The 20,646-nt window shown below is 65.3% G+C and carries 27 protein-coding genes; 17 read left to right on the top strand and 10 right to left on the bottom strand.

The genetic code is table 11. The annotated features are described in order from the left end of the window. The first annotated feature begins 2 nt into the window (after positions 1-2). Positions 3-725 carry an SIMPL domain-containing protein gene (locus CWS35_RS07035; protein ID WP_100951499.1) on the top strand — a complete coding sequence of 241 codons (723 nt, stop codon included), beginning with the start codon at positions 3-5 and terminating at the stop codon, positions 723-725. Positions 726-870: 145 nt separating this feature from the next. On the opposite strand, the gene CWS35_RS07030 is transcribed toward CWS35_RS07035, so the two are convergent. Then, a complete protein-coding gene (locus CWS35_RS07030) occupies positions 871-1,935 on the bottom strand; it encodes an MBL fold metallo-hydrolase (protein WP_168226279.1) in 1,065 nt (354 codons plus the stop codon). A gap of 464 nt (positions 1,936-2,399) precedes the next feature. Between CWS35_RS07030 and ffh the strand changes: the two genes are divergently transcribed. From ffh to rimM, 3 genes are all read left to right on the top strand, one after another. Next, a complete protein-coding gene (ffh, locus tag CWS35_RS07025) occupies positions 2,400-3,947 on the top strand; it encodes a signal recognition particle protein (protein WP_024583229.1) in 1,548 nt (515 codons plus the stop codon). An 82-nt stretch (positions 3,948-4,029) separates the two neighbouring features. Next, entirely contained in the window at positions 4,030-4,362 is a 333-nt protein-coding gene (rpsP, locus tag CWS35_RS07020; RefSeq protein ID WP_024583228.1) for a 30S ribosomal protein S16, read from the top strand. A 17-nt stretch (positions 4,363-4,379) separates the two neighbouring features. Beyond that, complete coding sequence (rimM, locus tag CWS35_RS07015) at positions 4,380-4,901, top strand: ribosome maturation factor RimM (protein ID WP_024583227.1); 522 nt, start codon at positions 4,380-4,382, stop codon at positions 4,899-4,901. A 7-nt stretch (positions 4,902-4,908) separates the two neighbouring features. Here the strand turns inward: rimM and gcvA are convergent, their stop codons facing one another. Next, complete coding sequence (gcvA, locus tag CWS35_RS07010; protein WP_100951498.1) at positions 4,909-5,814, bottom strand: transcriptional regulator GcvA; 906 nt, start codon at positions 5,812-5,814, stop codon at positions 4,909-4,911. A gap of 171 nt (positions 5,815-5,985) precedes the next feature. On the opposite strand from gcvA, the gene CWS35_RS07005 reads away from it, so the two are divergent. The 3 genes from CWS35_RS07005 (at position 5,986) to rplS (ending at position 8,519) form a co-directional block, all read left to right on the top strand. Continuing rightward, positions 5,986-7,185: an MFS transporter gene (locus tag CWS35_RS07005; protein ID WP_100951497.1), complete on the top strand. Its 1,200-nt coding sequence runs from the start codon at positions 5,986-5,988 to the stop codon at positions 7,183-7,185. Positions 7,186-7,281: 96 nt separating this feature from the next. Next, a complete protein-coding gene (gene trmD / locus CWS35_RS07000) occupies positions 7,282-8,028 on the top strand; it encodes a tRNA (guanosine(37)-N1)-methyltransferase TrmD (RefSeq protein ID WP_100951496.1) in 747 nt (248 codons plus the stop codon). A gap of 110 nt (positions 8,029-8,138) precedes the next feature. Continuing rightward, the gene (gene rplS, locus CWS35_RS06995) at positions 8,139-8,519 is read left to right on the top strand and encodes a 50S ribosomal protein L19 (RefSeq protein ID WP_024583223.1); all 381 of its coding nucleotides are present in this window, start codon (positions 8,139-8,141) and stop codon (positions 8,517-8,519) included. A gap of 143 nt (positions 8,520-8,662) precedes the next feature. Here rplS and CWS35_RS38825 read toward each other — a convergent pair whose 3' ends face one another. After that, positions 8,663-8,860, bottom strand: a complete 198-nt coding sequence (locus CWS35_RS38825) for a hypothetical protein (protein ID WP_157817084.1) — start codon at positions 8,858-8,860, stop codon at positions 8,663-8,665. On the opposite strand from CWS35_RS38825, the gene leuC reads away from it, so the two are divergent. Further along, positions 8,859-10,265, top strand: coding sequence for a 3-isopropylmalate dehydratase large subunit (gene leuC, locus CWS35_RS06990; RefSeq protein WP_024583222.1), 1,407 nt, complete (start codon positions 8,859-8,861; stop codon positions 10,263-10,265). The two genes, CWS35_RS38825 and leuC, sit on opposite strands and share 2 nt — an antisense overlap. A 204-nt stretch (positions 10,266-10,469) precedes the next feature. Then, positions 10,470-10,682 carry a hypothetical protein gene (locus tag CWS35_RS06985; protein WP_024583221.1) on the top strand — a complete coding sequence of 71 codons (213 nt, stop codon included), beginning with the start codon at positions 10,470-10,472 and terminating at the stop codon, positions 10,680-10,682. 119 nt (positions 10,683-10,801) lie between these two features. Here the strand turns inward: CWS35_RS06985 and CWS35_RS06980 are convergent, their stop codons facing one another. Next, positions 10,802-11,377 carry a hypothetical protein gene (locus CWS35_RS06980; protein WP_100951495.1) on the bottom strand — a complete coding sequence of 192 codons (576 nt, stop codon included), beginning with the start codon at positions 11,375-11,377 and terminating at the stop codon, positions 10,802-10,804. Between the two features lie 159 nt (positions 11,378-11,536). Here CWS35_RS06980 and CWS35_RS06975 point away from each other — a divergent pair, with 159 nt between their 5' ends. Beyond that, positions 11,537-11,830 (top strand): DUF1330 domain-containing protein, encoded by a 294-nt coding sequence (locus tag CWS35_RS06975; RefSeq protein ID WP_024583219.1) that lies wholly within the window; start codon positions 11,537-11,539, stop codon positions 11,828-11,830. Between the two features lie 59 nt (positions 11,831-11,889). Here CWS35_RS06975 and CWS35_RS06970 read toward each other — a convergent pair whose 3' ends face one another. Together CWS35_RS06970 and CWS35_RS06965 are read right to left on the bottom strand one after the other, a co-directional pair. Further along, entirely contained in the window at positions 11,890-12,228 is a 339-nt protein-coding gene (locus CWS35_RS06970) for a hypothetical protein (RefSeq protein WP_100956105.1), read from the bottom strand. 127 nt (positions 12,229-12,355) lie between these two features. Next, positions 12,356-12,586 carry a hypothetical protein gene (locus tag CWS35_RS06965; RefSeq protein WP_100951494.1) on the bottom strand — a complete coding sequence of 77 codons (231 nt, stop codon included), beginning with the start codon at positions 12,584-12,586 and terminating at the stop codon, positions 12,356-12,358. Positions 12,587-12,902: 316 nt separating this feature from the next. Between CWS35_RS06965 and CWS35_RS38820 the strand changes: the two genes are divergently transcribed. Next, positions 12,903-13,154, top strand: coding sequence for a hypothetical protein (locus CWS35_RS38820; protein ID WP_157817083.1), 252 nt, complete (start codon positions 12,903-12,905; stop codon positions 13,152-13,154). On the opposite strand, the gene CWS35_RS06960 is transcribed toward CWS35_RS38820, so the two are convergent. After that, positions 13,151-13,477 carry a hypothetical protein gene (locus tag CWS35_RS06960; RefSeq protein ID WP_100951493.1) on the bottom strand — a complete coding sequence of 109 codons (327 nt, stop codon included), beginning with the start codon at positions 13,475-13,477 and terminating at the stop codon, positions 13,151-13,153. The genes CWS35_RS38820 and CWS35_RS06960 overlap by 4 nt on opposite strands. A gap of 115 nt (positions 13,478-13,592) precedes the next feature. Here CWS35_RS06960 and CWS35_RS06955 point away from each other — a divergent pair, with 115 nt between their 5' ends. The 3 genes from CWS35_RS06955 to CWS35_RS06945 all read left to right on the top strand — a co-directional run bounded on the left by CWS35_RS06955 (position 13,593) and on the right by CWS35_RS06945 (position 15,560). Then, positions 13,593-13,991, top strand: a complete 399-nt coding sequence (locus CWS35_RS06955; protein ID WP_024583214.1) for a metallopeptidase family protein — start codon at positions 13,593-13,595, stop codon at positions 13,989-13,991. 87 nt (positions 13,992-14,078) lie between these two features. Next, positions 14,079-14,681 (top strand): 3-isopropylmalate dehydratase small subunit, encoded by a 603-nt coding sequence (gene leuD / locus CWS35_RS06950; protein ID WP_100951492.1) that lies wholly within the window; start codon positions 14,079-14,081, stop codon positions 14,679-14,681. Positions 14,682-14,771: 90 nt separating this feature from the next. Next, on the top strand, positions 14,772-15,560 hold the full coding sequence (locus CWS35_RS06945) for a hypothetical protein (RefSeq protein ID WP_100951491.1): 789 nt from the start codon (positions 14,772-14,774) through the stop codon (positions 15,558-15,560). A 169-nt stretch (positions 15,561-15,729) separates the two neighbouring features. Here the strand turns inward: CWS35_RS06945 and CWS35_RS06940 are convergent, their stop codons facing one another. After that, on the bottom strand, positions 15,730-16,608 hold the full coding sequence (locus CWS35_RS06940) for a CoA ester lyase (protein WP_100956103.1): 879 nt from the start codon (positions 16,606-16,608) through the stop codon (positions 15,730-15,732). Positions 16,609-16,752: 144 nt separating this feature from the next. On the opposite strand from CWS35_RS06940, the gene CWS35_RS06935 reads away from it, so the two are divergent. Further along, positions 16,753-17,406 carry a carbonic anhydrase gene (locus tag CWS35_RS06935; protein ID WP_024583210.1) on the top strand — a complete coding sequence of 218 codons (654 nt, stop codon included), beginning with the start codon at positions 16,753-16,755 and terminating at the stop codon, positions 17,404-17,406. 63 nt (positions 17,407-17,469) lie between these two features. Here CWS35_RS06935 and CWS35_RS06930 read toward each other — a convergent pair whose 3' ends face one another. Both CWS35_RS06930 and CWS35_RS06925 read right to left on the bottom strand, forming a co-directional pair. Then, positions 17,470-18,024 carry a TIGR00645 family protein gene (locus tag CWS35_RS06930; protein ID WP_024583209.1) on the bottom strand — a complete coding sequence of 185 codons (555 nt, stop codon included), beginning with the start codon at positions 18,022-18,024 and terminating at the stop codon, positions 17,470-17,472. A 32-nt stretch (positions 18,025-18,056) separates the two neighbouring features. Beyond that, positions 18,057-19,091 (bottom strand): aspartate-semialdehyde dehydrogenase, encoded by a 1,035-nt coding sequence (locus CWS35_RS06925; protein ID WP_024583208.1) that lies wholly within the window; start codon positions 19,089-19,091, stop codon positions 18,057-18,059. A 116-nt stretch (positions 19,092-19,207) separates the two neighbouring features. Here CWS35_RS06925 and CWS35_RS06920 point away from each other — a divergent pair, with 116 nt between their 5' ends. Further along, positions 19,208-20,002 carry a hypothetical protein gene (locus CWS35_RS06920; protein WP_100951490.1) on the top strand — a complete coding sequence of 265 codons (795 nt, stop codon included), beginning with the start codon at positions 19,208-19,210 and terminating at the stop codon, positions 20,000-20,002. Between the two features lie 178 nt (positions 20,003-20,180). Continuing rightward, positions 20,181-20,588, top strand: a complete 408-nt coding sequence (locus CWS35_RS06915) for a hypothetical protein (RefSeq protein WP_024583206.1) — start codon at positions 20,181-20,183, stop codon at positions 20,586-20,588. Positions 20,589-20,646: the final 58 nt, after the last annotated feature.

The following is a 20,646-nucleotide window of genomic DNA, read 5'->3' as shown; positions in this document are numbered from 1 at the left end:
AGATGACCCATCGCCTCCCGTTTGCCGCCGCCCTCCTCGCAACCACCCTGCTCGCCGCACCCGCAATGGCCGATTCCGACTTCCCGCCAGCGATTTCTGTCACGGGCGAGGCCACCGTCTCGGTGCCGCCCGACCAGGCCCAGCTCGATGCCGGCGTCACCACCGACGCCAAGACCGCGCGCGAGGCCTCCGACGCCAACAACGTGACGATGGGCAAAGTGCTGGCGGCGCTGAAGGGCGCCGGGATCGCGGAGAAGGACTATCAGACCTCGCGGCTGTCGCTGCAACCGCAATTCGCCAACCGTCCGCCATCGTCGCCGACCGCGCCGCCGAGCATCGTCGGCTACCACGCGAGCAACCGCGTCACGATCAGGCTGCATGACGTCAGCAAGGTCGCCAGCGTGATCGACGTCCTGGTCGGCGCCGGCGCCAACGACATCGGCGGCATCAACTTCTCGGTGTCGCAGGCCTCCAAGCTGCTCGACGACGCCCGCGAGAAGGCGGTCGCCGATGCCCGCCGCAAGGCCGAGATCTACGCCAAGGCCGCCGGCGTCACCCTCGGTGCGCCGCTGAGCATTTCGGAAGTCGGCTCGGCGCCTGTTCCGATGTTCCGCGCCAAGATGGCCACGGCAGGATTCGCCGCAGCACCGACGCCGGTCGCGCAGGGCGAGGAAACGCTGACGGTCAATGTGAGCGTCTCCTGGGCGATCAAGGCCAATCAATAAGCCCGGCTGTCGTCCCTGCGAAAGCAGGGACCCATAACCACAGGCCCCAGTCGTTCTAGCGGGCTGTGGCTCCAGCGTTGTCCGACAATCAGCATTTGTGGTTATGGGTCCCGGGTCGCGCTTCGCTTGCCCGGGACGACAGCTGTCAAATCTCGAACACCTGTCCCGGCTTCAGCGTCAAGAACCTCTCCCGCGGCACTTTCGCCGCATCCAGCGCCTCACCCAGCGCAATCACAGGCGCGTCGATCGCCTCGTCGGTCAATTGAAACGTGCCGTGGTGATGCGCCAGCGCTTGGGCTGCGCCGCAATCGGCCAGCGCCTTCACTGCGTCCTCCGGGTTCATGTGCTGGTCCTGCATGAACCAGCGCGGCTCATAGGCGCCGATCGGCAGGATCGCGAGCCGCAACGGGCCATGCGCGTCGGCGACGCGGCGGAAATGCCGGCCGTCGCCATAGCCGGAATCGCAGACGATGTAGAGCTTGCCGCCCGGCGTCTCGAGGACAAAACTCGCCCACAGCGCCTTGTTGCGATCGTACAGGCCGCGCGCCGACCAGTGCCGCGTCGGCACCAGCGTCACCGCGAGCCCGCTGCCGAGCTCGGCGCGCTGATGCCAGTCGAATGCCTCGGCCCTGATCGCGGAATCCGCCGCGCGCATCGTGATGTCGTTGCCGAGTGGCGTGATCACGCGAGGGCCGAACGTTGCTTCAAGCCTCGACAGCGTCGCCGTGTCGAGATGGTCGTAGTGACCGTGCGACACCAGCACGACGTCGATCTTCGGCAGTTTCTCGAACGCGATGCCGGGATCGTTGTGCCGCTTGGGACCAGCGAAGCTGAAGGGCGAGGCCCGCATCGACCACACCGGATCGACCAGGATGTTGAGGCCGCCAGCCTGGATCAGCCAGCTGGCATGGCCGACGAAGCACAGCCGCACCTTGTCGCCCTCGACGCGCGGCGGCGGCGTATCGGCATAGGGACTGGGCGCCCATTCCGGCCACACCTCGCGCTTGCCTCGTCCCCCTAACTGCCAACGCAGCACCTCGCCGAGCGACTTCGGCGGCGAACCATCCGGATCGAAGAAGTGCAGGCCGTCGAAATGATCCGAGACGGGGCCGTCGTAGGTTTTCATGTAAGTCATCCAGATCGAGGGCACGCCGATCGCAGCGGCGGCTCCGGTCAAGGTTGCAAGAACGCGGCGGCGGGTGATGGGCAAGCGGGTTCCCGAACAGGAGGCAGGCTCCGTTCATATGGGTGGCCCCAGCGAATTCGGAACCAATTCGGCAAACCGACGTGATTTCAGTACCTTAAAGCCAGGGGCACGCGAATCGCGGCGAAACTTTCCTTGACTTTGCCGTCCCGGCAGCGTTTAACGCCGCGACTTTCTCGGAAAGCTCCGTCTTTTCGACCCGCCCACTGGTCCTGGAGGCCAGAGGCCAACGCCCGACAGCGCGATGCGCCCTCGGGCGCGAAAGTGTTTGGACCATCGTCTTGGCGCGCCGTCTTGGCACGCTTCCAAGGCGGACTATGTGGTCATCACCCGCGAAAGCGGGTGATCCAGTACTCCAGAGGCAGCGCGGGTTGAACCGAGCCGCCGCGGCGTACTGGATACCCCGCTTTCGCGGGGTATGACGAGCAACGAGTGACGCGCGCTCACGGGCGCAACGAAGGACAACGGCATTGTTCGACAATCTGTCGGAACGGCTTGGTGGCATTCTCGATCGTCTGACGGGGCGCGGTGCGCTGACCGAAAAGGACGTCGATGCCGCGATGCGCGAGGTTCGCCGCGCGCTGCTCGAAGCCGACGTCGCGCTCGAGGTGGTCCGCAGCTTCATCGACCGGGTCCGCGAGCAGGCGATCGGCGCAACCGTCGTCAAATCGGTGACGCCGGGCCAGATGGTGGTCAAGATCGTCCATGACGAACTGGTCGCCACGCTTGGCTCCGACGGCCAGACCATCGACATCAATTCCGTGCCGCCGGTTCCGATCATGATGGTCGGCCTGCAAGGTTCCGGCAAGACCACCACCACCGCGAAGCTCGCGCGCCGCATGGTCCAGCGCGACAAACGCAAGGTGCTGATGGCCTCGCTCGACGTCTACCGCCCGGCTGCGATGGAGCAGCTCGCGGTGCTCGGCCGCGACCTCGACATCCCGACCCTGCCGATCGTCGCCGGCCAGATGCCGCCGCAGATCGCCAAGCGCGCGCTCGAGGCCGGCAAGCTCGGCGGTTACGACGTGGTGCTGCTCGACACCGCCGGCCGCACCACGCTCGACGAAGACATGATGAAGGAGGCAGCCGAGATCAAGGCCGCCGCCAACCCGCACGAGGTGCTGCTGGTCGCGGACTCGCTCACCGGCCAGGACGCGGTCAACCTCGCGCGCTCGTTCGATGAGCGCGTCGGCCTCACCGGCATCGTGCTGACGCGCGTCGACGGCGACGGCCGCGGCGGCGCCGCGCTGTCGATGCGCGCGGTCACCGGCAAGCCGATCAAGCTGATCGGCACCGGCGAAAAGACCGACGCGCTGGAGGACTTCCATCCGAGCCGCATCGCCGGCCGCATCCTCGGCATGGGCGACGTCGTCTCGCTGGTCGAGAAGGCCGCCGCCAACATCGACGCCGAAAAGGCCGCGCGCACCGCCGAGCGCATGCGCAAGGGCCAGTTCGACCTCAACGACATGCGTGAGCAGCTACAGCAGATGGCCAATATGGGCGGCATCGGCGGCCTGATGGGCATGATGCCCGGCATCTCCAAGATGAAGAACCAGATCGCTGCCGCCGGCATCGACGACAAGATCCTGAAGCGCCAGGTCGCGATCATCGATTCGATGACGCGGCAGGAGCGCAAGAACCCGGACATCCTGAAAGCGAGCCGCAAGAAGCGGATTGCGGCCGGTGCCGGCCAGAACGTCGAGCAGATCAACAAGCTGCTGAAGATGCATCGGAACATGGCCGACATGATGAAGGCCATGGGTAGCGGCAAGCGCGGCCCGCTCGCCGGCATCGCGCAGGCGATGGGCTTTGGCGGCGGCATGAAGCCGCCGTCGCCGGAAGAGATGAAGGCGCTCGCCGAGAAGATGCAGGGCGGCGCCGGCGGCGGCCTGCCCAACCTGCCGAAGGATCTGCCGGCCGGACTGCGCGGCGGCCTGCCCAACGTTCCGGGCCTGACCGGCCTCAGCGGCAAGCCGATGCTGCCGGGCCTCGGCGGCTTCCCGGGCAAGAAGAAATGAGGAATTCGTCGCGACGGCTGAGATGCCGGCGCGGCGCGGAATGCCAATCAATCGAACACATCGACCTTTGAAGGAGAACTGAATGTCCGTTGTTATCCGCCTCGCTCGCGCAGGCACCAAGAAGCGTCCGGTCTATCACGTCGTCGTCGCCGACTCGCGCTTCCCGCGCGATGGCCGTTTCATCGAGCGTCTCGGCCACTTCAACCCGCTGCTGCCCAAGGACAGCGAAGCGCGTCTGAAGCTCGACATGGACAAGGTGAAGGCCTGGCTCGCCAAGGGCGCGCAGCCGTCGGACCGCGTGACCCGCTTCCTCGACGCCGCCGGCGTCAAGAAGCGCGCGCCGCGCAACAACCCGGAAAAGGCCGTGCCGCGCAAGGAGCGCAAGGCGCAGGCCGAAGCCGCCGCCAAGGCGTAAGCTGAACGGCGACGATCGTGGCCGCATCGGTCTGTGTCGCCCGGATCGGCGCTGCGCATGGTGTGCGCGGCGCCGTCAGGCTATGGACCTTCACCGAAGACCCGCTGGCCGTGAAGGATTACGGCCCGCTAATGACCAAGGACGGCGCGCGCCAGTTCGAGGTCACGCATCTCCGTGAGGCCAAGGACCATCTGGTGGTGACGCTGAAGGGCGTCGCCAGCCGCGATGATGCCGAACGGCTCAACGGCCTCGAGCTCTACGTCCCGCGCGAGCGGCTGCCGGACACCGACGATGGCGAATACTACCATACCGACCTGATCGGGCTCGCCGCGGTGACATCAGACGACCGGCCGCTCGGCAAGGTGATCGCGATCCATAATTTCGGCGCCGGCGACATCATCGAGATCGCTCCGCCGCAGGGCGCGACGATGCTGCTGCCCTTCACCAACGCCGTGGTGCCGACCGTCGATCTCGACGGCGGCCGCGTCGTGATCGACCTGCCGCAGGAAATCGACGGCGACGATCCGTCGGCGGCCTGATCAAAACTTAGCTTCGGCCCTGCTGCTCGAGCCAGTCGCAGAACACTGCGCTGTGCGGATCGTTGCTGCGCCCCGCGGGAAAATAAGCGAAGTAACTCCGCGCCGGCAGGCTGACGTCCGGAAACGGCGTCACCAGACGCCCGGCCACGAGATCGTCCGCGATCAACGCGGTCGGCCCCATCGCGACGCCGAGACCATCGAGCGCAGCCTGGATCGTCAGATAGAAATGATCGAAGGTCAGCGAGGCCGCCGGCTCCAGCGCGGATTGCCCGGCCTCGGTGAGCCAGTCGCGCCACAACCGCGGCATCGACGTGACATGCAGCAGCGTGTGCCGCGAGAGGTCCGCGATCTCATGCAGCGGCAATTGCGCCAGCAACGACGGACTGCACACCGGCAACCGCCGCTCCGACACCAGGAAGCGCGACGAGAAGCCGTGAAAGCTGTCCGGACCGCCGCGGATCACGACGTCGAATGACTCTGGCAATGCATCGACCGGATCGTTCGACGTGCTCAAGCGCACCTCGATGTCGGGATGCTCGGCACGAAACCGGCTCATCCGTGGCAGCAGCCAGCGCAGGCTGAAGGTCGCGAGCGCATTGACGCGCAACACCGCGACCGCCGCATCGCCGCGCCGCTCGCGATGCTGCTGCACGGCGGCGGAAATCCGGTCGAGCGCGGGTGCGAATTCGGCCAGCAGCGCGGCGCCCGCCGGCGTCAGCACCACGCGCCGCACCGACCGCCGGAACAGCGCCGGCGCACCGAGCCATTCCTCGAGCAGGCGGATCTGCTGACTGACGGCGCCATGGGTCACGCTGAGCTCGGCGGCCGCTTCCTTGAAGCTGCCGAGCCGCGCGGCGGCCTCGAAGGCGCGAACCGCATTGAGCGGCGGCAGGCTGCGGCGTGGGACGAACATGACTCCTCAATACCAGATTTTCTAACCCATGATCCGATTATTACTGATTTGTGACAGCGGCATTAGCGGCGCATAGTATCCGGCAAGCCGCTTATATGGCTTTCTTTTTAAGGACCTTCGCGAAATGCACCGTCTCCCAATCTATAGATTTTCTTGCATCGGGTGGCGGCAATGAGCGTGTCAGCGGAAACCGGCATCTCGCGCCCCGCCGACCGACGGGCCACCCGCACGCTGACGGTGACCGGGCTCAACCACGCCCTCCACGACGGCTACACCGACCTGATCTACGTGCTGCTGCCGGTCTGGCAGGCCGAATTCGCCCTGAGCTATGGGCTGCTGGCGCTGCTGCGCGGCCTCTATGCCGGCGCCATGGCCGGTTTGCAGATTCCGGTCGGGCGCATCGCCGAGCGGATCGATGGCAAGATCATCCTGATCGCAGGCACCGCGCTGTCGGCGCTCGGCTACGTGCTTGCCGGATTTTCCGGCGGCGTGATCGGCCTTGGCCTGGCGCTGGCGCTCTCCGGCGCGGGCTCGAGCACGCAGCATCCGATCGCCTCCGCTGCGGTGTCGCGTGCGTATGGCGCGGCGGCGCGCGGCCCGCTCGGCATCTACAATTTCACCGGCGATCTCGGCAAGGCGGCGATCCCGGCCCTGACCTCGATCCTGCTCGTGATCATGACGTGGCGGCACACGCTGCTGGTGCTGGCGCTGGCGGGCGCGCTGGTCGCAGCCTGCATCGCGCTCTGGATGCCGCCGGTCGGCAAGGGCGCCGAACACAAGAAAGCCGCCGCATCGCGCCGCGAGCGCGCGGGCCGCGGCTTTCACTGGCTGCTCGCGATCGGCATCCTCGACACCGCGGTGCGGATGGGCTTCCTCACCTTCCTGCCGTTCCTGTTGCGCGACAAAGGCGCCTCGCTGCCGACCAACGGCCTTGCGCTGGCGCTGGTCTTCATCGGCGGCGCCGCGGGAAAATTCACCTGCGGCTGGCTCGGTGCGCGCGTCGGCACCCTGCGCACCGTGCTGATCACCGAAGGCGGCACGGCGACGCTGATCGTCGCGGTGTTGCTACTGCCACTGGCGCCGGCGATCGTGCTGCTGCCGTTGCTCGGCGTGATGCTCAACGGCACCTCCTCGGTGCTCTATGGCACGGTGCCCGAGCTCACGCCGCCGCACCAGACCGAACGCGCCTTCGCGCTGTTCTATACGGGCACCATCGGATCAGGCGCGATCGCGCCTGTTATCTACGGCCTGCTCGGCGACGCGCTCGGTCCGACGCTCGCCACGACGGCGACCGCGCTGACGGCGCTCGCGATCTGTCCGCTTGCGATGGCCCTCGCCCGGCATCTGGGCGACGATCCAAAGGCGGCGTGAAGCGCAACCAACCAAAGCCCGTAGCCCGAGATCCAGGGTCGCTTCTCATTGATGCAGAGTCTCGACCTCACGGCCGTGGTGCCGTAACCAGAGGCCATGACATCGCAACAGCCCATCTGGCGCGCCACCGTGCTGACCCTGTTCCCGGATATGTTTCCGGGACCGCTCGGCGTCAGCCTCGCCGGCAGGGCGCTGGCGTCGGGCCTTTGGGCGCTGGAGGCCCGCGACATCAGGGCATCGGCGACCGACAAGCACCGCAGCGTCGACGACACCCCGGCTGGCGGCGGCCCGGGCATGGTGCTGCGGGCCGACGTGCTGGCGGCGGCGATCGATGCCGCTGAGGCCGCGGCTGACCGCCCGCGCCTGCTGATGAGCCCGCGGGGCCGGCCATTGACCCAGGGCCAGGTCATAGAGCTGGCCGCCGGGCCCGGCCCGCTGATCGTCTGCGGACGTTTCGAGGGCATCGACCAGCGGGTGATCGAGGCGCGGGGGCTGGAGGAGGTCTCGATCGGCGATTACGTGCTGTCGGGCGGCGAGATCGCTGCGATGGCGCTGATCGACGCCTGCGTCCGCCTGTTGCCGGGGGTGATGGGCAAGCTGGCCTCGGGAACCGAGGAAAGCTTCTCCGAAGGACTACTGGAATACCCCCAATACACCCGGCCGCAGGAGTTTGAGGGCCGCCAGATCCCGGAAATCCTGATTTCCGGCGACCATGCCAAGGTCGCGGCCTGGCGGCTGGCCCAATCCGAGGCCCTGACGGCGGCCCGGCGGCCGGATCTCTGGGCTAGGCGTGCCGGCCAAAAAGCCGCGCCGCGACGGACAAAAAACACGACAGACGGGTGACAAACCCTGCGCTTTGCCTTATACGGGCGGCCAAATCCGCACACGCGCAGGATAGATGGACGTTTGCGCAGCCCCCATTCAGGCTGGGCGCGCCGCCGATGGAGATTTCGATGAACCTCATTCAGCAGCTCGAAAAAGAGCAGTTCGACAAGCTCGCCGCCACCAAGACCATTCCGGAATTCGGCCCCGGCGACACCGTGATCGTCAACGTGAAGGTGGTCGAAGGCGACCGCACCCGCGTGCAGGCCTATGAAGGCGTTTGCATCGGCCGCTCCGGCCACGGCCTCAACGAGAGCTTCACCGTGCGCAAGATCTCCTATGGCGAAGGCGTCGAGCGCGTCTTCCCGGTGATGTCGCCGATGATCGACTCGATCAAGGTGGTGCGTCGCGGCAAGGTGCGTCGCGCCAAGCTGTATTACCTGCGCAACCTGCGCGGCAAGTCGGCCCGCATCGTCGAGAAGCAGGACCGCCAGACCGCCGTCGGCGAGTAATCCACCCCGCAAGGGTTTGACGGAAAGCGCGGGGCCTGCCCCGCGCTTTTTTGTTGCGGCATACCTATCTGACGTGCAGGTCCGCGCATCGGTCGATTGTCGCGGGCGCGAGCCCTGTGATAGAAATTTAGAATGGTTCCGGATCAAGCAAACCAGCCCTGCAAGCGCGTCGTGATCGACGATCGCTCGCGGCTGCCCGGCCGGTTCTTCGGACGCTTCGCGACGTCGGCGACATCAGAGCTTAGGCCCGCAGCGTAACGCTGCCTGGACCCTTTCGCCTGCTCGCGCGCGATGCGCTCAACGCCATCAATCAATGAATTTCTTCTGGAGCCGAAGCTCATGTCCAAACCGACCACGCTGTACGACAAGATCTGGAACGACCATCTGGTCCACGAAGCCGAGGACGGCACCTGCCTGCTCTATATCGACCGCCATCTGGTGCACGAGGTGACCTCGCCGCAGGCGTTCGAAGGCCTGCGCGCCGCCGGGCGCAAGGTGCACGCGCCGGAGAAGACGCTCGCCGTCGTCGACCACAACATCCCGACCACCGATCGCTCGAAGCCTAATCCGGACCCCGAGAGCATCGAGCAGATGCGGGTGATGGCTGAGAACGCCAAGGAATTCGGCATCGAATATTACAACGAGTTCGACAAGCGCCAGGGCATCGTCCACGTCATCGGCCCGGAGCAGGGCTTCACGCTGCCCGGCACCACCATCGTTTGCGGTGACAGCCACACCTCGACGCATGGCGCGTTCGGCGCGCTAGCGCACGGCATCGGCACGTCAGAGGTCGAGCACGTGCTGGCGACGCAGACGCTGATCCAGAAGAAGGCCAAGAACATGCGCGCGATCGTCGACGGCAAGTTGCCGGACGGCGTGACCGGCAAGGACATCATCCTGGCGATCATCGGCGAGATCGGCACCGCCGGCGGCACCGGCTATGTGCTGGAATATGCCGGCGAGGCGATCCGCGCGCTGTCGATGGAAGGCCGCATGACGGTCTGCAACATGTCGATCGAAGGCGGCGCGCGCGCCGGCCTGGTGGCACCGGATCAGAAGGCGTTCGACTTCCTGCGCGATCGTCCGAAGTCGCCGAAGGGCGCCGCCTGGGATGCCGCGATGCGCTATTGGGAGACGCTGCGCTCCGACGAAGGCGCGCATTTCGACCACGAGCTGCGGCTCGACGCCGCCAAGCTGCCGCCGATCGTCACCTGGGGCACGAGCCCTGAGGACGTCATCTCGATCACCGGCGTGGTGCCCGATCCGGACAAGATCGCGGACGAGGCCAAGCGCCTCTCCAAGCACCGTGCGCTGAAATATATGGGCCTGGCTGCCGGCACCAAGATCACCGACATCAAGCTCGACCGCGTCTTCATCGGCTCCTGCACCAACGGCCGCATCGAGGATCTGCGTGCTGCCGCCAAGATCGCCGAGGGCAAGACCGTCAACGCCCATGTCAACGCGATGATCGTGCCGGGCTCGGGCATCGTGAAAGAGCAGGCGGAAGCCGAAGGCCTCGACAAGATCTTCATTGCGGCCGGCTTCGACTGGCGCGAGCCGGGCTGCTCGATGTGCCTGGCGATGAACCCGGACAAGCTGAAACCGGAAGAGCGCTGCGCCTCGACCTCGAACCGCAACTTCGAGGGCCGCCAGGGCTTCAAGGGCCGCACCCATCTGGTGTCGCCCGCGATGGCCGCGGCCGCCGCGATCGCCGGTCACTTCGTCGACGTCCGCGACTGGCGCTAGGGCCCTTCCCGTTCCGATCGAATCGGAACGGGGCCCTGGGTCTTTTCTCTTGACGCGCGTTCTTCACGCGAACCGGTATTCACTTCGCTCGAAAACGCTCTGGCAAATCGTCTCAAGCTCGCGGCATTCCGGAAACCGCACGTTAACGCCGCGCCCGCACACTGCCTCCTTGCGAAACCAAGCCTTCGCAAGGAGCTCAGTGCCGTGGCCGACAAATCCGAATTCGTCGATATGATCAGCGAGGCGACGCGGCAGAAGCGCCGCCGCGCCACCCCACGCGTGATCGATCTGCCGCCTGCCGAGGTGAAGGAGACCTCGCGCCTCGGCCACTGGCCGCCAGAACGCTGGACGCAATGGCGGATGGAAAATCTGACGCCGTGGAAGATCAAGCCCTGGCGGCTGAAGGACTGGGACTGAAGCATGATCCGGAAAAGTGCGAACCGGTTTTCCGCGAAGGATCATGGTCACAGCTGAGTCTTCGCGAAGCATGCTCTGACAAAACGGGCGCCATCTGGCGCCCGCTGTCGTTTCATCTCTCACCAATAACCGTACGGCCGCCAGTGGTGACGGTGATGCCACCATGGCCGGCAGATCCGGCGCGGGCCGTAGTAAGTCCAGATCACCCGGCAGCGATGGTGATAATAGGCCGGGTAATAGTAGGACGATCCGTAGACGTAGCGCCGGTGATGGAAGTGCCGGCGGTAATGGGGCCGATAGCCGTAGCCGTAACCGCCGCCGTAGAAGCGATGATGATAGCCGCCGTAATGGCGTTGGAAGCCGCCATGGTGATAGCCACCATGAAACGCCGGCGCGGCGCGGAAACCGCCGCCGTGGAAGCCGCGGAAACCGCCGCCGTGAAATCCACCACCATGGAAGCCACCGCCGCGGAAGCCTCCGCCATGAAAGCCTCCGCCGTGGCCATGGCCGCCGCCACCGTGGCGAACCTCGGTCGTCATTGCGTCCGCCGCGGATTTCGCCGCCGGCACGCTGCCCGGGCTCGCCAGCGACAGCGCTTCGGCGCGTTGCTGCGCGGCGATCGACAGCGCGAAGACCGTGGCCGCCGCAACACCGACACGGCGCAGCAGCCCGCGCCGCAAATATCCTTCCCTCATCTCCGAACCTCCCTGACAATAGCAATCTGGCCCCGCTGCATGGCAGCCGGTCCCATTGCGTTCATTGCAGTCGCTCCCGGCGTGACGCTAAGAACGCGCAACTGAATGCGCCATGAACGCACACGGCGCATGCGACGAAGTGTCCGGAAGGGAACGGCAGTGACTGTCTATGTGATCGTGCAACTCAAGATGACCGACCGTGCCGCCTATGATCGGTATCAGGCGCGCTTCTTCGATGTGTTCAGGAAGTTCAACGGGCGGCTGCTGTCAGCCGATGAACAGCCGGCCGTGCTCGAAGGCAATTGGGATCGCGACAAGCTGGTGCTGATGTCGTTCCCCGACGAAGCCGCGTTCCGCGCCTGGTCGGAATCGCCTGAGTATGTCGAGATCTCGCGGGATCGCAAAGCGGGCGCGCAAGGCATCGTGCTGCTGGCGAAGGGCTTTGCGCCCTGACGCCGCAGGAGCAGCACCCGTCGACCTGAGCTGCTCGCGTGTGGTGCGGCCAGACGCATTTACCAGAACGGACCGAACCCGAAGCCGAAGGTGAACGGCGCGGGCGCCAGATACGGATACGGCTGATAGGCATAGGGCCGCCCGTAATAATAGGGTCCGTACGGCCGATAGGCGGGATAGGCCCGGTAGTACGGCCGATAATAGGGTCGATAGCCGTGGTGATAGTGGCGGTGATGGTAATGGTGATGACGGCGCTGCGCGCTGAAATCAGTTGCCTTGCCTGCATGCCGCGATTGCGCCGCAGCCTGCGGCTTAGTTGACGCCGCGGCAGTTGCCGATGCCGGCGCCGTCAGCGCGAATGCACAGGCGACCGCGGTAACACCGATCCATCTCATCATGATCAACTCCTGCAGATTTCGATTGATGTCATCTCGCGCGGGCGAATCTGCCGGTTTGATGGCTACGAACGACAACAGGCCCGCTGCTCACGGGCCTGTGTCTCAACTGCGCTGATACGCCGCGCGATCAGCGGCGCCAGTGGCGACGATGGCCCCAGCCGCGGCGATGTCCACGATCCCAGCCACGATGCCAACCGCGGCCATAGCGTACCTGCGTGGTCGACTGGTTCGCATTGTCCTGAACCGTCGTCGCGGTGCCCGGCGTGGCAAGCGACATCGCGTTGGCGCGCTCGGACGGCGCCGCCAAAACCAGCACGGCGCCGACGGCCGCTAGCCCCAGAACCTTCATCACCTTCATGAGTTGTCTCCTTGATCCCTTGATGTCACGTCTTGCAACGACGACTCGAGCTTCTTGCTTTGACGCGTTTTCTTCACGCGAACCGGTGTCCACTTCGCTTGAAAACGCTTTAGCATTCGAATCGACCCCCGTTGCCGCGACGCAGATCGCAAGCAGGATGCGGATGACGTGAGCGGGAAGTGAATAACTGCGCCACGATGGTGAATGCCGCCGGCGCGAACAGGTTCCGGCGCCGCGCGCGTTTTTTCCCGATCGTGCGCAAAACCCGGCCTAGACTATCGTCGTATCTTGCGTGTTCCCGTTGTAGGAGATTGCCGTGACACGAACAGGCGCACGCGGGCGATCGCTTCGTCTCGCACTTGGTCTTGCACTCAACCTTGCACTCGCAACGCTCAGCGGTTCCATCATGCTTGCCGATGTCGCGCTCGGCTCGCAGGGACCGGGCGGTGGCATGGGAACGGCGAGCCATCTCACGCAGATGCTGATGGCGATCGTGGTCTACGGAATGGCAGGAGCGATTACGGCTATCGCGATGATCCGCGCAGCACGCCGACGAACGCGCAGCTAACCCGGGCGCCAGAAGCAGTTCATGCGCGGCGTGATCACGGTGCCGCTCGGCCGGTGCTCCTGCACATAGGTCGCAGTGCAATCGCGCACCGCGTTCGGACCGGGATTGTAGCGCGGGATGACATCCGGCTCCCAATGATCGGGCCGCGACCGGTAGATCGGCACGCGCCTGAGCCGACGGCGCTCGGCGACACGCTCGCGCGCCACCGGGGCTCCCTCGCCGATGCGCGCTTCAACGGCTGCGCTCTGCGCCTGCGCCTCGCCCGCCGGAAGCGAGAGCCCGACTGATGCCGCCAACAGCGCTGCCGCCACGATCCGTTTCATCACGCCACCCAAGCCCCGTCCTTGAGCCCCATTGTCGGGCCGCACGGTCTCCCATTGCGCCGCCAAGGTCAACTGCACTGGCGCGTCCGGCGGCACTCGCGCTAAAGGGAGTGTCATGTGGACCACAGCCAAAGCCCCGTCACTGGCCGAGATGGAGGCCATGGCGCACGAGATCTTCGCGCGCCTGCCGGACACGTTCCGGGCCCTCTGCGAGGGCCTGATCATCCGCGTCGACGACTTCCCGACCGACGAGGTGCTCGACGACATGCAGGCCGAGAGCGAATTCGACCTGCTCGGCCTGTTCCACGGCATCGGCCTGCCGCAGCAGAGCCATGGCGACGTCGCCCGGCTGCCGAACCTGGTCTGGCTCTATCGCCGGCCGATCCTGGACTACTGGTCGGAGCACGACGAGACCCTGGGGCACATCGTCCGCCATGTGCTGATCCATGAGATTGGGCACCATTTCGGCCTGTCGGACGCCGATATGGAGGCGATTGAGGCCGATGCGGGCTAGGTTTGCAGAAATGGCCCTTTTACCGCTGTCACATTCGCGATAAATAGCCGCCTCGTATCCCCTAGTTTTTGCCCGGGAAGTGCAACGATGGACAAGTTCACCACGCTGGAAGGCGTCGCGGCGCCGCTGAAGATCATCAATGTCGACACCGACATGATCATTCCGAAGCAGTACCTCAAGACCATCAAGCGCACCGGCCTTGGCAAGGGGCTGTTCTCGGAACAGCGCTACAAGGACGACGGCAGCGAGAACCCCGATTTCGTCCTCAACCAGTCCGCCTATCGCCAGGCGAAGGTGCTGGTCGCCGGCGACAATTTCGGCTGCGGCTCGAGCCGCGAGCACGCGCCCTGGGCGCTGCTTGACTTCGGCATCCGCTGCGTGATCTCGACCTCGTTCGGCGACATCTTCTACAACAACTGCTTCAAGAACGGCATCCTGCCGATCCGCGTGTCGCAGGAGGACCTCGACAAGCTGTTCGACGACGCCGAGCGCGGCGCCAACGCGACGCTGACCATCGACCTCCCCAACCAGGAGATCCGTGGTCCCGACGGCGGCACGGTCAAGTTCGAGATCGACCCGTTCCGCAAGCACTGCCTGATCAACGGCCTCGACGACATCGGCCTGACGATGGAGAAGAAGAAGTCGATCGACACGTATGAGGCCAAGCTCAAGGAACGCGCCTGGGCTTGAGAAATCTGGCGTATCATCACGCCCCGGTGCCGTCAGGCGCCGGGGCTTTGCTTTGCCGCACGGCCCGTAACCCAGTGATAGCCGACGCACATGCAGCCTGACATCGTCACCTTCTGGCATGGCTCGATGGACGCGCTACGCCGGACCTGCCTGCGCTCGCAGGTGGCGGCCGGGCACAAGGTGACGGTCTACAGCTTCGACCCAATCCCCGGCCTGCCCGATGGCGTCGGCAATGCCGAGGCCGAGGCGGTGCTGCCGCACGCGTTCTCGGAGCGGCTACGTCCGGCCGAGCGCGACGGATCATGGCGCGACTGGACCATCCTGCAATTCAGCGACTTCTTCCGGATGCGGCTGATGAGCCTGCGCGCCGGCCTCTGGCTCGACGCCGATGTGCTGCTGTTGAAGGCGGTCGAACTCGATCCGGCGAAGCCTTATTTTGCCTGGGAACGGCCGCGGCAGCTCGGCAACTCCGCGCTGTATCTGCCGCAACATGATCCGATCGTGCGCGCCTTCGAGGCGCTGATGCAACAGGACGAGTTGACGCCGGACTGGCTGGCGCTGCGTCATCGCGTGACCTTTGCGATGCACCGGCTGCGCGGCAAGTCCAACCGCGTCGCCGACATCCGGGTTGCGATCTTCGGCCCGGCCGCGCTTACTGCGCTGGCGCGCCGCGAGGGCGAGTTGCAGTATGCGCTGCCGAAGCGCTCGTTCTACGCGGTACACGCGGAGCCGAAATTGTTCTTCGAGCCGTCGGACCATTCACGCTATCTGAACGATCCCGCGATCGTCGGCCTGCACATCTCGCCGAAGGGCCGCGGCGGCGAGACGCCTATTCCCGGCAGCCTGTATGCGTGGGCGGCGAAGAAGTTCGGGGCGTAACACGAGCACTGCTGGCACCCTCTCCCCTTGTGGAAGAGGGTGGCTTCGCGAAGCGAAGCCGGGTGAGGGGTTCTCTCCACACGGACGAATCTCGCAAACGCAGACAACCCCTCATCCGGCGCTTCGCGCCACCTTCTCCCACAAGGGGAGAAGGGAAGATAACCTGCCGCTAATGCCCCATCGCGGCGATCGCGTCCGCGATCGCGATCGTGCGCCTCGCCATCTCGGCGTGCAGGCGCTCCACCATGCGGCCGTCGAGCTGGATCGCGCCACGCGAGGCGTTCTCCGGCTTTTCGAATGCGGCAATGATCTTGCGCGCCTCGGCGACCTCGGCCTCCGGCGGCGTGAAGATCGCGTTGCAGGCCTCGATGTGACTCGGATGGATCAGCGTCTTGCCGTCGAAGCCGAGATCGCGACCCTGCGCGCATTCGTCGGCAAAGCCGTCGACATTGCCGATGTCGCCATAGGGGCCGTCGAGGATCTCGAGCCCGTGCGCGCGGGTCGCCAGGATGCAATGGGTGATCATCGGGATCATCGCCGCGCGGCCCGGCTTCATCCGGATCCGGGTTTCACGCGAGATGTCGTTCGGCCCGAACACGAAGCCGGCGAGCCGGATTTCGGAATCCTTCGACGCCGCGGCGAGCTTGTCGGCATCCAGCACGGCGCGCGAGGTCTCGATCATCGCCCAGACCCGGATCGAAGCAGGCGCATTGATGTCGCTCAGGCGGTCGGCGACCGCGTTGAGATCGTCGACGGTGGAGATCTTCGGAACCAAGATGCCGTCCGGCTGCGCCTTGCCGGCCATGCCGATGTCGTCGACCCACCAGGGGGTGTCGAGCGCGTTGATGCGGATCAGGACCTCGCGCTTGCCAAACCCCTTGGCGGCGACCGCCTTGGCGATCTGCTCGCGGGCCACCGCCTTGGCGTCGGGAGCGACCGAATCCTCCAGATCGAGGATGATGCCGTCCGCGGCGAGCGTAGGAGCCTTTTCCAGCGCCCGAGCATTCGATCCCGGCATGAACAACAGGCTGCGGCGCGGACGGGTCATCGGCATTCTCCTGGGGTGGGCTGCGCCGCCAGCGTCCATTGTTTGGGCAGCGGCGCAGGAACCATGCTTCAGCGCTGCCGTATCATCTCAGGCGGCCCGCCGAAAGTCTTGTTCCCGTCACCCTCATGTGGTTAGCCAGAGGCCATGAAATTCTTTCCGAAGCAATTGATCGACGGCTACCGGACTTTCGCGACCCAGCGGCTGCCGACTGAACAGTCGCGATACCGCGATCTGTCGGAACGCGGCCAGTTCCCCGAGACCATGGTGATCGGCTGCTGCGATTCCCGCGTCTCACCGGAAGTGATCTTCGATGCCGGCCCCGGCGAGCTGTTCGTGGTGCGGAACATCGCCAACCTGGTTCCGGTCTATCAGCCCGACGGCAACGCGCACGGCGTCTCGGCCGCGCTGGAATATGCCGTGACCGTGCTGAAGGTGAAGAATATCGTGGTGCTGGGCCATGCCCAGTGCGGCGGCATCCGCGCCTTCATCGACAAGATCAAGCCGCTGACGCCCGGCGACTTCATCGGCAAATGGATGCAGATGTTCATCAAGCCGGGTGAGGTCGTCGAGCAGCGCGAGCACGAGAGCATGCAGGACTTCGTCACCCGCATCGAAAAGGCCGCGGTGTTCCGCTCGCTGGAGAATTTGATGACCTTCCCGTTCGTCCGCGAACGGGTGGAGAGCGGCGAGATGCAGCTGCACGGTGCCTATTTCGGCGTCGCCGAGGGCTCGCTGTTCGTGCTCGACCGGGTCGCCAAGGAATTCATCAGCGTCAACGATGCGATGAAAAGCGAATAGCGAGCAGGGGATGGCGAGCAGCGAATGGGGGACTTCCCATTCGCCACTCACTATTCACGGACCCTACTCGCCGCCGTGGTGGCCGCCGCTCCAGCGATCGGAGATCGCGAGCATGAAGGCCGACACCACGAACACCAGGTGCACGCCGACCAGCCAGGCGAGCTTGCTGGGATCGAACGCCGTATCGATGTTCATGAAGGCTTTCAGTACCTGAATGGCCGAGATCGCGACGATCGACGCCAGCAGCTTCTGCTTCAGGCCGCCGAAATCAACCTTGGTCATCCAGTCCGGCCAGTCCGGGTGCCCCTCCGGATCGATCTTCGACACGAAATTCTCGTAGCCGGAAAACACCACGATCAGGATCAGATTGCCGGTCAGCGAGATGTCGATCAGCGCGAGCACGCCGAGGATGATGTCGGATTCCTTGGCCTGCGGCACATGCAGGATGAAGTGCCACAGCTCCATGCAGAACTTGAACAGCAATGCCGCGAGGCTGATGACGAGGCCGAAATAGAACGGCGCCATCAGCCAGCGGCTGTTGAACAGCAGGCTCTCGAAACGTCGTTCAACGCGCTTCAGCGTCGGATCGGACCGATGAGCCGCCGGATCTTCCGCCATGGCACGCGTTTCCCGACGCCGTCTTGTCGCTGCTACGCCGCCTTCTGCTTCGCGGTGATCAGCTTGCGGTTGATCAGGACTTCGGCGATCTGCACGGCATTCAGCGCCGCGCCCTTGCGCAGATTGTCCGACACGCACCAGAACGCCAGGCCGTTCTCCACCGTGGCGTCCTCGCGGATGCGGCTGATATAGGTGGCGTCCTCGCCGGCCGCCTCATAGGGCGTGACGTAGCCGCCCGGCTCGTGCTTGTCGATCACGAGGCAGCCCGGAGCATTGCGCAGGATGTTGCGCGCTTCGTCCGCGGTGATCGGATTGGCGAACTCGACATTGACCGCTTCGGAGTGACCGACGAAGACCGGCACGCGCACGCAGGTCGCGGTCAGCTTGATCTTGGGATCGAGGATCTTCTTGGTCTCCGCCATCATCTTCCACTCTTCCTTGGTGAAGCCGTCTTCCATGAAGACGTCGATCTGGGGAATGACGTTGAAGGCGATGCGCTTGGGAAACTTCTTATTGATCAGCTCGTCATTGGTGTAGACGGCCTTGGTCTGCGAGAACAGCTCGTCCATCGCATCCTTGCCGGCGCCCGACACCGATTGATAGGTCGAGACCACGACGCGCGTGATGGTGGCCTTGTCATGCAGCGGCTTCAGCGCGACGACGAGCTGCGCGGTCGAGCAGTTCGGGTTGGCGATGATGTTCTTCTTGGTGAAGCCGGCGGCTGCATCCGCGTTCACCTCCGGCACGATCAGCGGCACGTCGGGGTCCATGCGCCAGGCCGAGGAATTGTCGATCACGACCGCGCCGGCGGCGCCGATCCTGGGCGACCATTCCTTGGACACCGAGCCGCCGGCCGACATCAGGCAGATGTCGATATCGGAGAAATCATAGTGCTCGAGCGCCTTCACCTTCAGGGTGCGGTCGCCATAGGACACCTCGATGCCGACGCTGCGGCGCGAGGCCAACACGACGACCTCGTCGGCGGGGAATTTGCGCTCGTCGAGAATGTTGAGCATTTCGCGCCCGACATTGCCGGTCGCTCCAACCACCGCGACTTTGTAACCCATCGTTCACTCTCCGACGAAAAATGCCTATTCCCCTGCAACTCACGGAAAGGGAAGCGGCAGCGCTTCTATGCGAGAAAGCCCGTCAAGACAACGTTGCGTAGCTTTTGAGCGTTTTGATGCGTCTGTTCCGGGCCGATCCGGCCGCGTCCCATCATACGGGAATTCCGTCCGCACTGACGAGCTTCGTCGACGAGGTGTACGCCACGATCTCCGGGCTGTTCGCCTATGTCGCCGTGCTCACGCTGTTCGTTGCGCTCGGCACCCATCTATGGCGGCAGCTGCCGGATGCAACGCCGACGGTCACCCCGGCGGCCGCGGACTGGAGCCCGGCCAGCCGCCAGGCGCCGGCTTTCGCCATCAGCAAGATCGATCTGCGAGATAAAACAGAGACTTATGAGGTGCTCCGGCACCCCGAGGGTGGCCGCAAGGATGTCTTTCACTGGGCCGACGCGGATGGCGCGGCGACAGCCGAGCTGGAAATCTACCGCCCTGGCAGCGAGGCCGTCGGACCCGCGATGACCGAGATTGCCGGGCGGCTCGACCCTGGCGGCGCCCGCGAACTCGAGGCCGCCGGCATCGTCGACAGCAAATTCGGCAGCGTCACCCTGCTGCGCCCGGCGCGGCAGGACGGCAGCCGGGCCTGCCTCGGCTTCCTCAAGCAGGCCGATGCGCCCGATCTGCGGATCTCCGGCTGGACCTGCCAGGGTGCCAGCCTGCCGGCCCAGCGCGCCGCGATCGCTTGCATGCTGAACCGCCTGACCCTGTTGGCGGCCGGCAACGACCCCCGGCTCGCCGCCTTGTTCGCCCATGCCGAGCTGCGGCGCACTGACTGCGTTACCTCCGGCACGCCCGCGCTGTCCTCAGACTGGGTGATGGGGAGCGAGAACCCGCTTCTGCGCGGTGCGCTTTGATGGCGAGACCGTGGCAAGGCACTGGTTTTCATGAAACTTTTGCGCTTGGACACGCATTATCTCAGCCGGTGTGGCGCAATTGACCTAGTGACGGCCTCGCCACCATGGCTACAATGTGTCCCGAGTGATTTTGGCTGATACGCCAGCCCCCGAACGGGGCCGTAATGACGAGGATGCGATGACCTTGAAATTCCCTGCCGCGAACAAGCTCGTGGTGTTGCTTGCCGCGGCCGCGGTCACCGCAACCGCGCTCAGTGTCACTGCGGCCAGCGCGCAGCAGGCCCCGAGCAAGCGCAAGCAGCAAGAGCAGTATGACCGCGACGGCCGCCGCTACTACGGCGCGCAGGGTCCGAACCGCGTCTATCAGCAGGGCCCGCGCACCCGCGTCTACGTCACCACGCGCTCCTGGCTCGACGCCGGCACCGAAGTGCTGCCCGGCGATCGCAAGTTCAACGACTATGCGTACCCGCCGGATGTCGGCTACCCCTCGTTCGCACGCGAGAACAACAACCGCCCGATCGATCGCCAGCCGCTCAGCCCGCCGTCCGATCTCGGCGGCTATCCGCGGAACTTCCCGCTGTACTGAGATTTTCGGCGCACTGCCGATACGAAAATGCCCGGCTCGAGCCGGGCATTTTCATTTG

The sequence above is a fragment of the Bradyrhizobium sp. SK17 genome (assembly GCF_002831585.1).
GTDB lineage: Bacteria > Pseudomonadota > Alphaproteobacteria > Rhizobiales > Xanthobacteraceae > Bradyrhizobium.
This window is presented reverse-complemented; position numbering and strand designations above follow the sequence as displayed.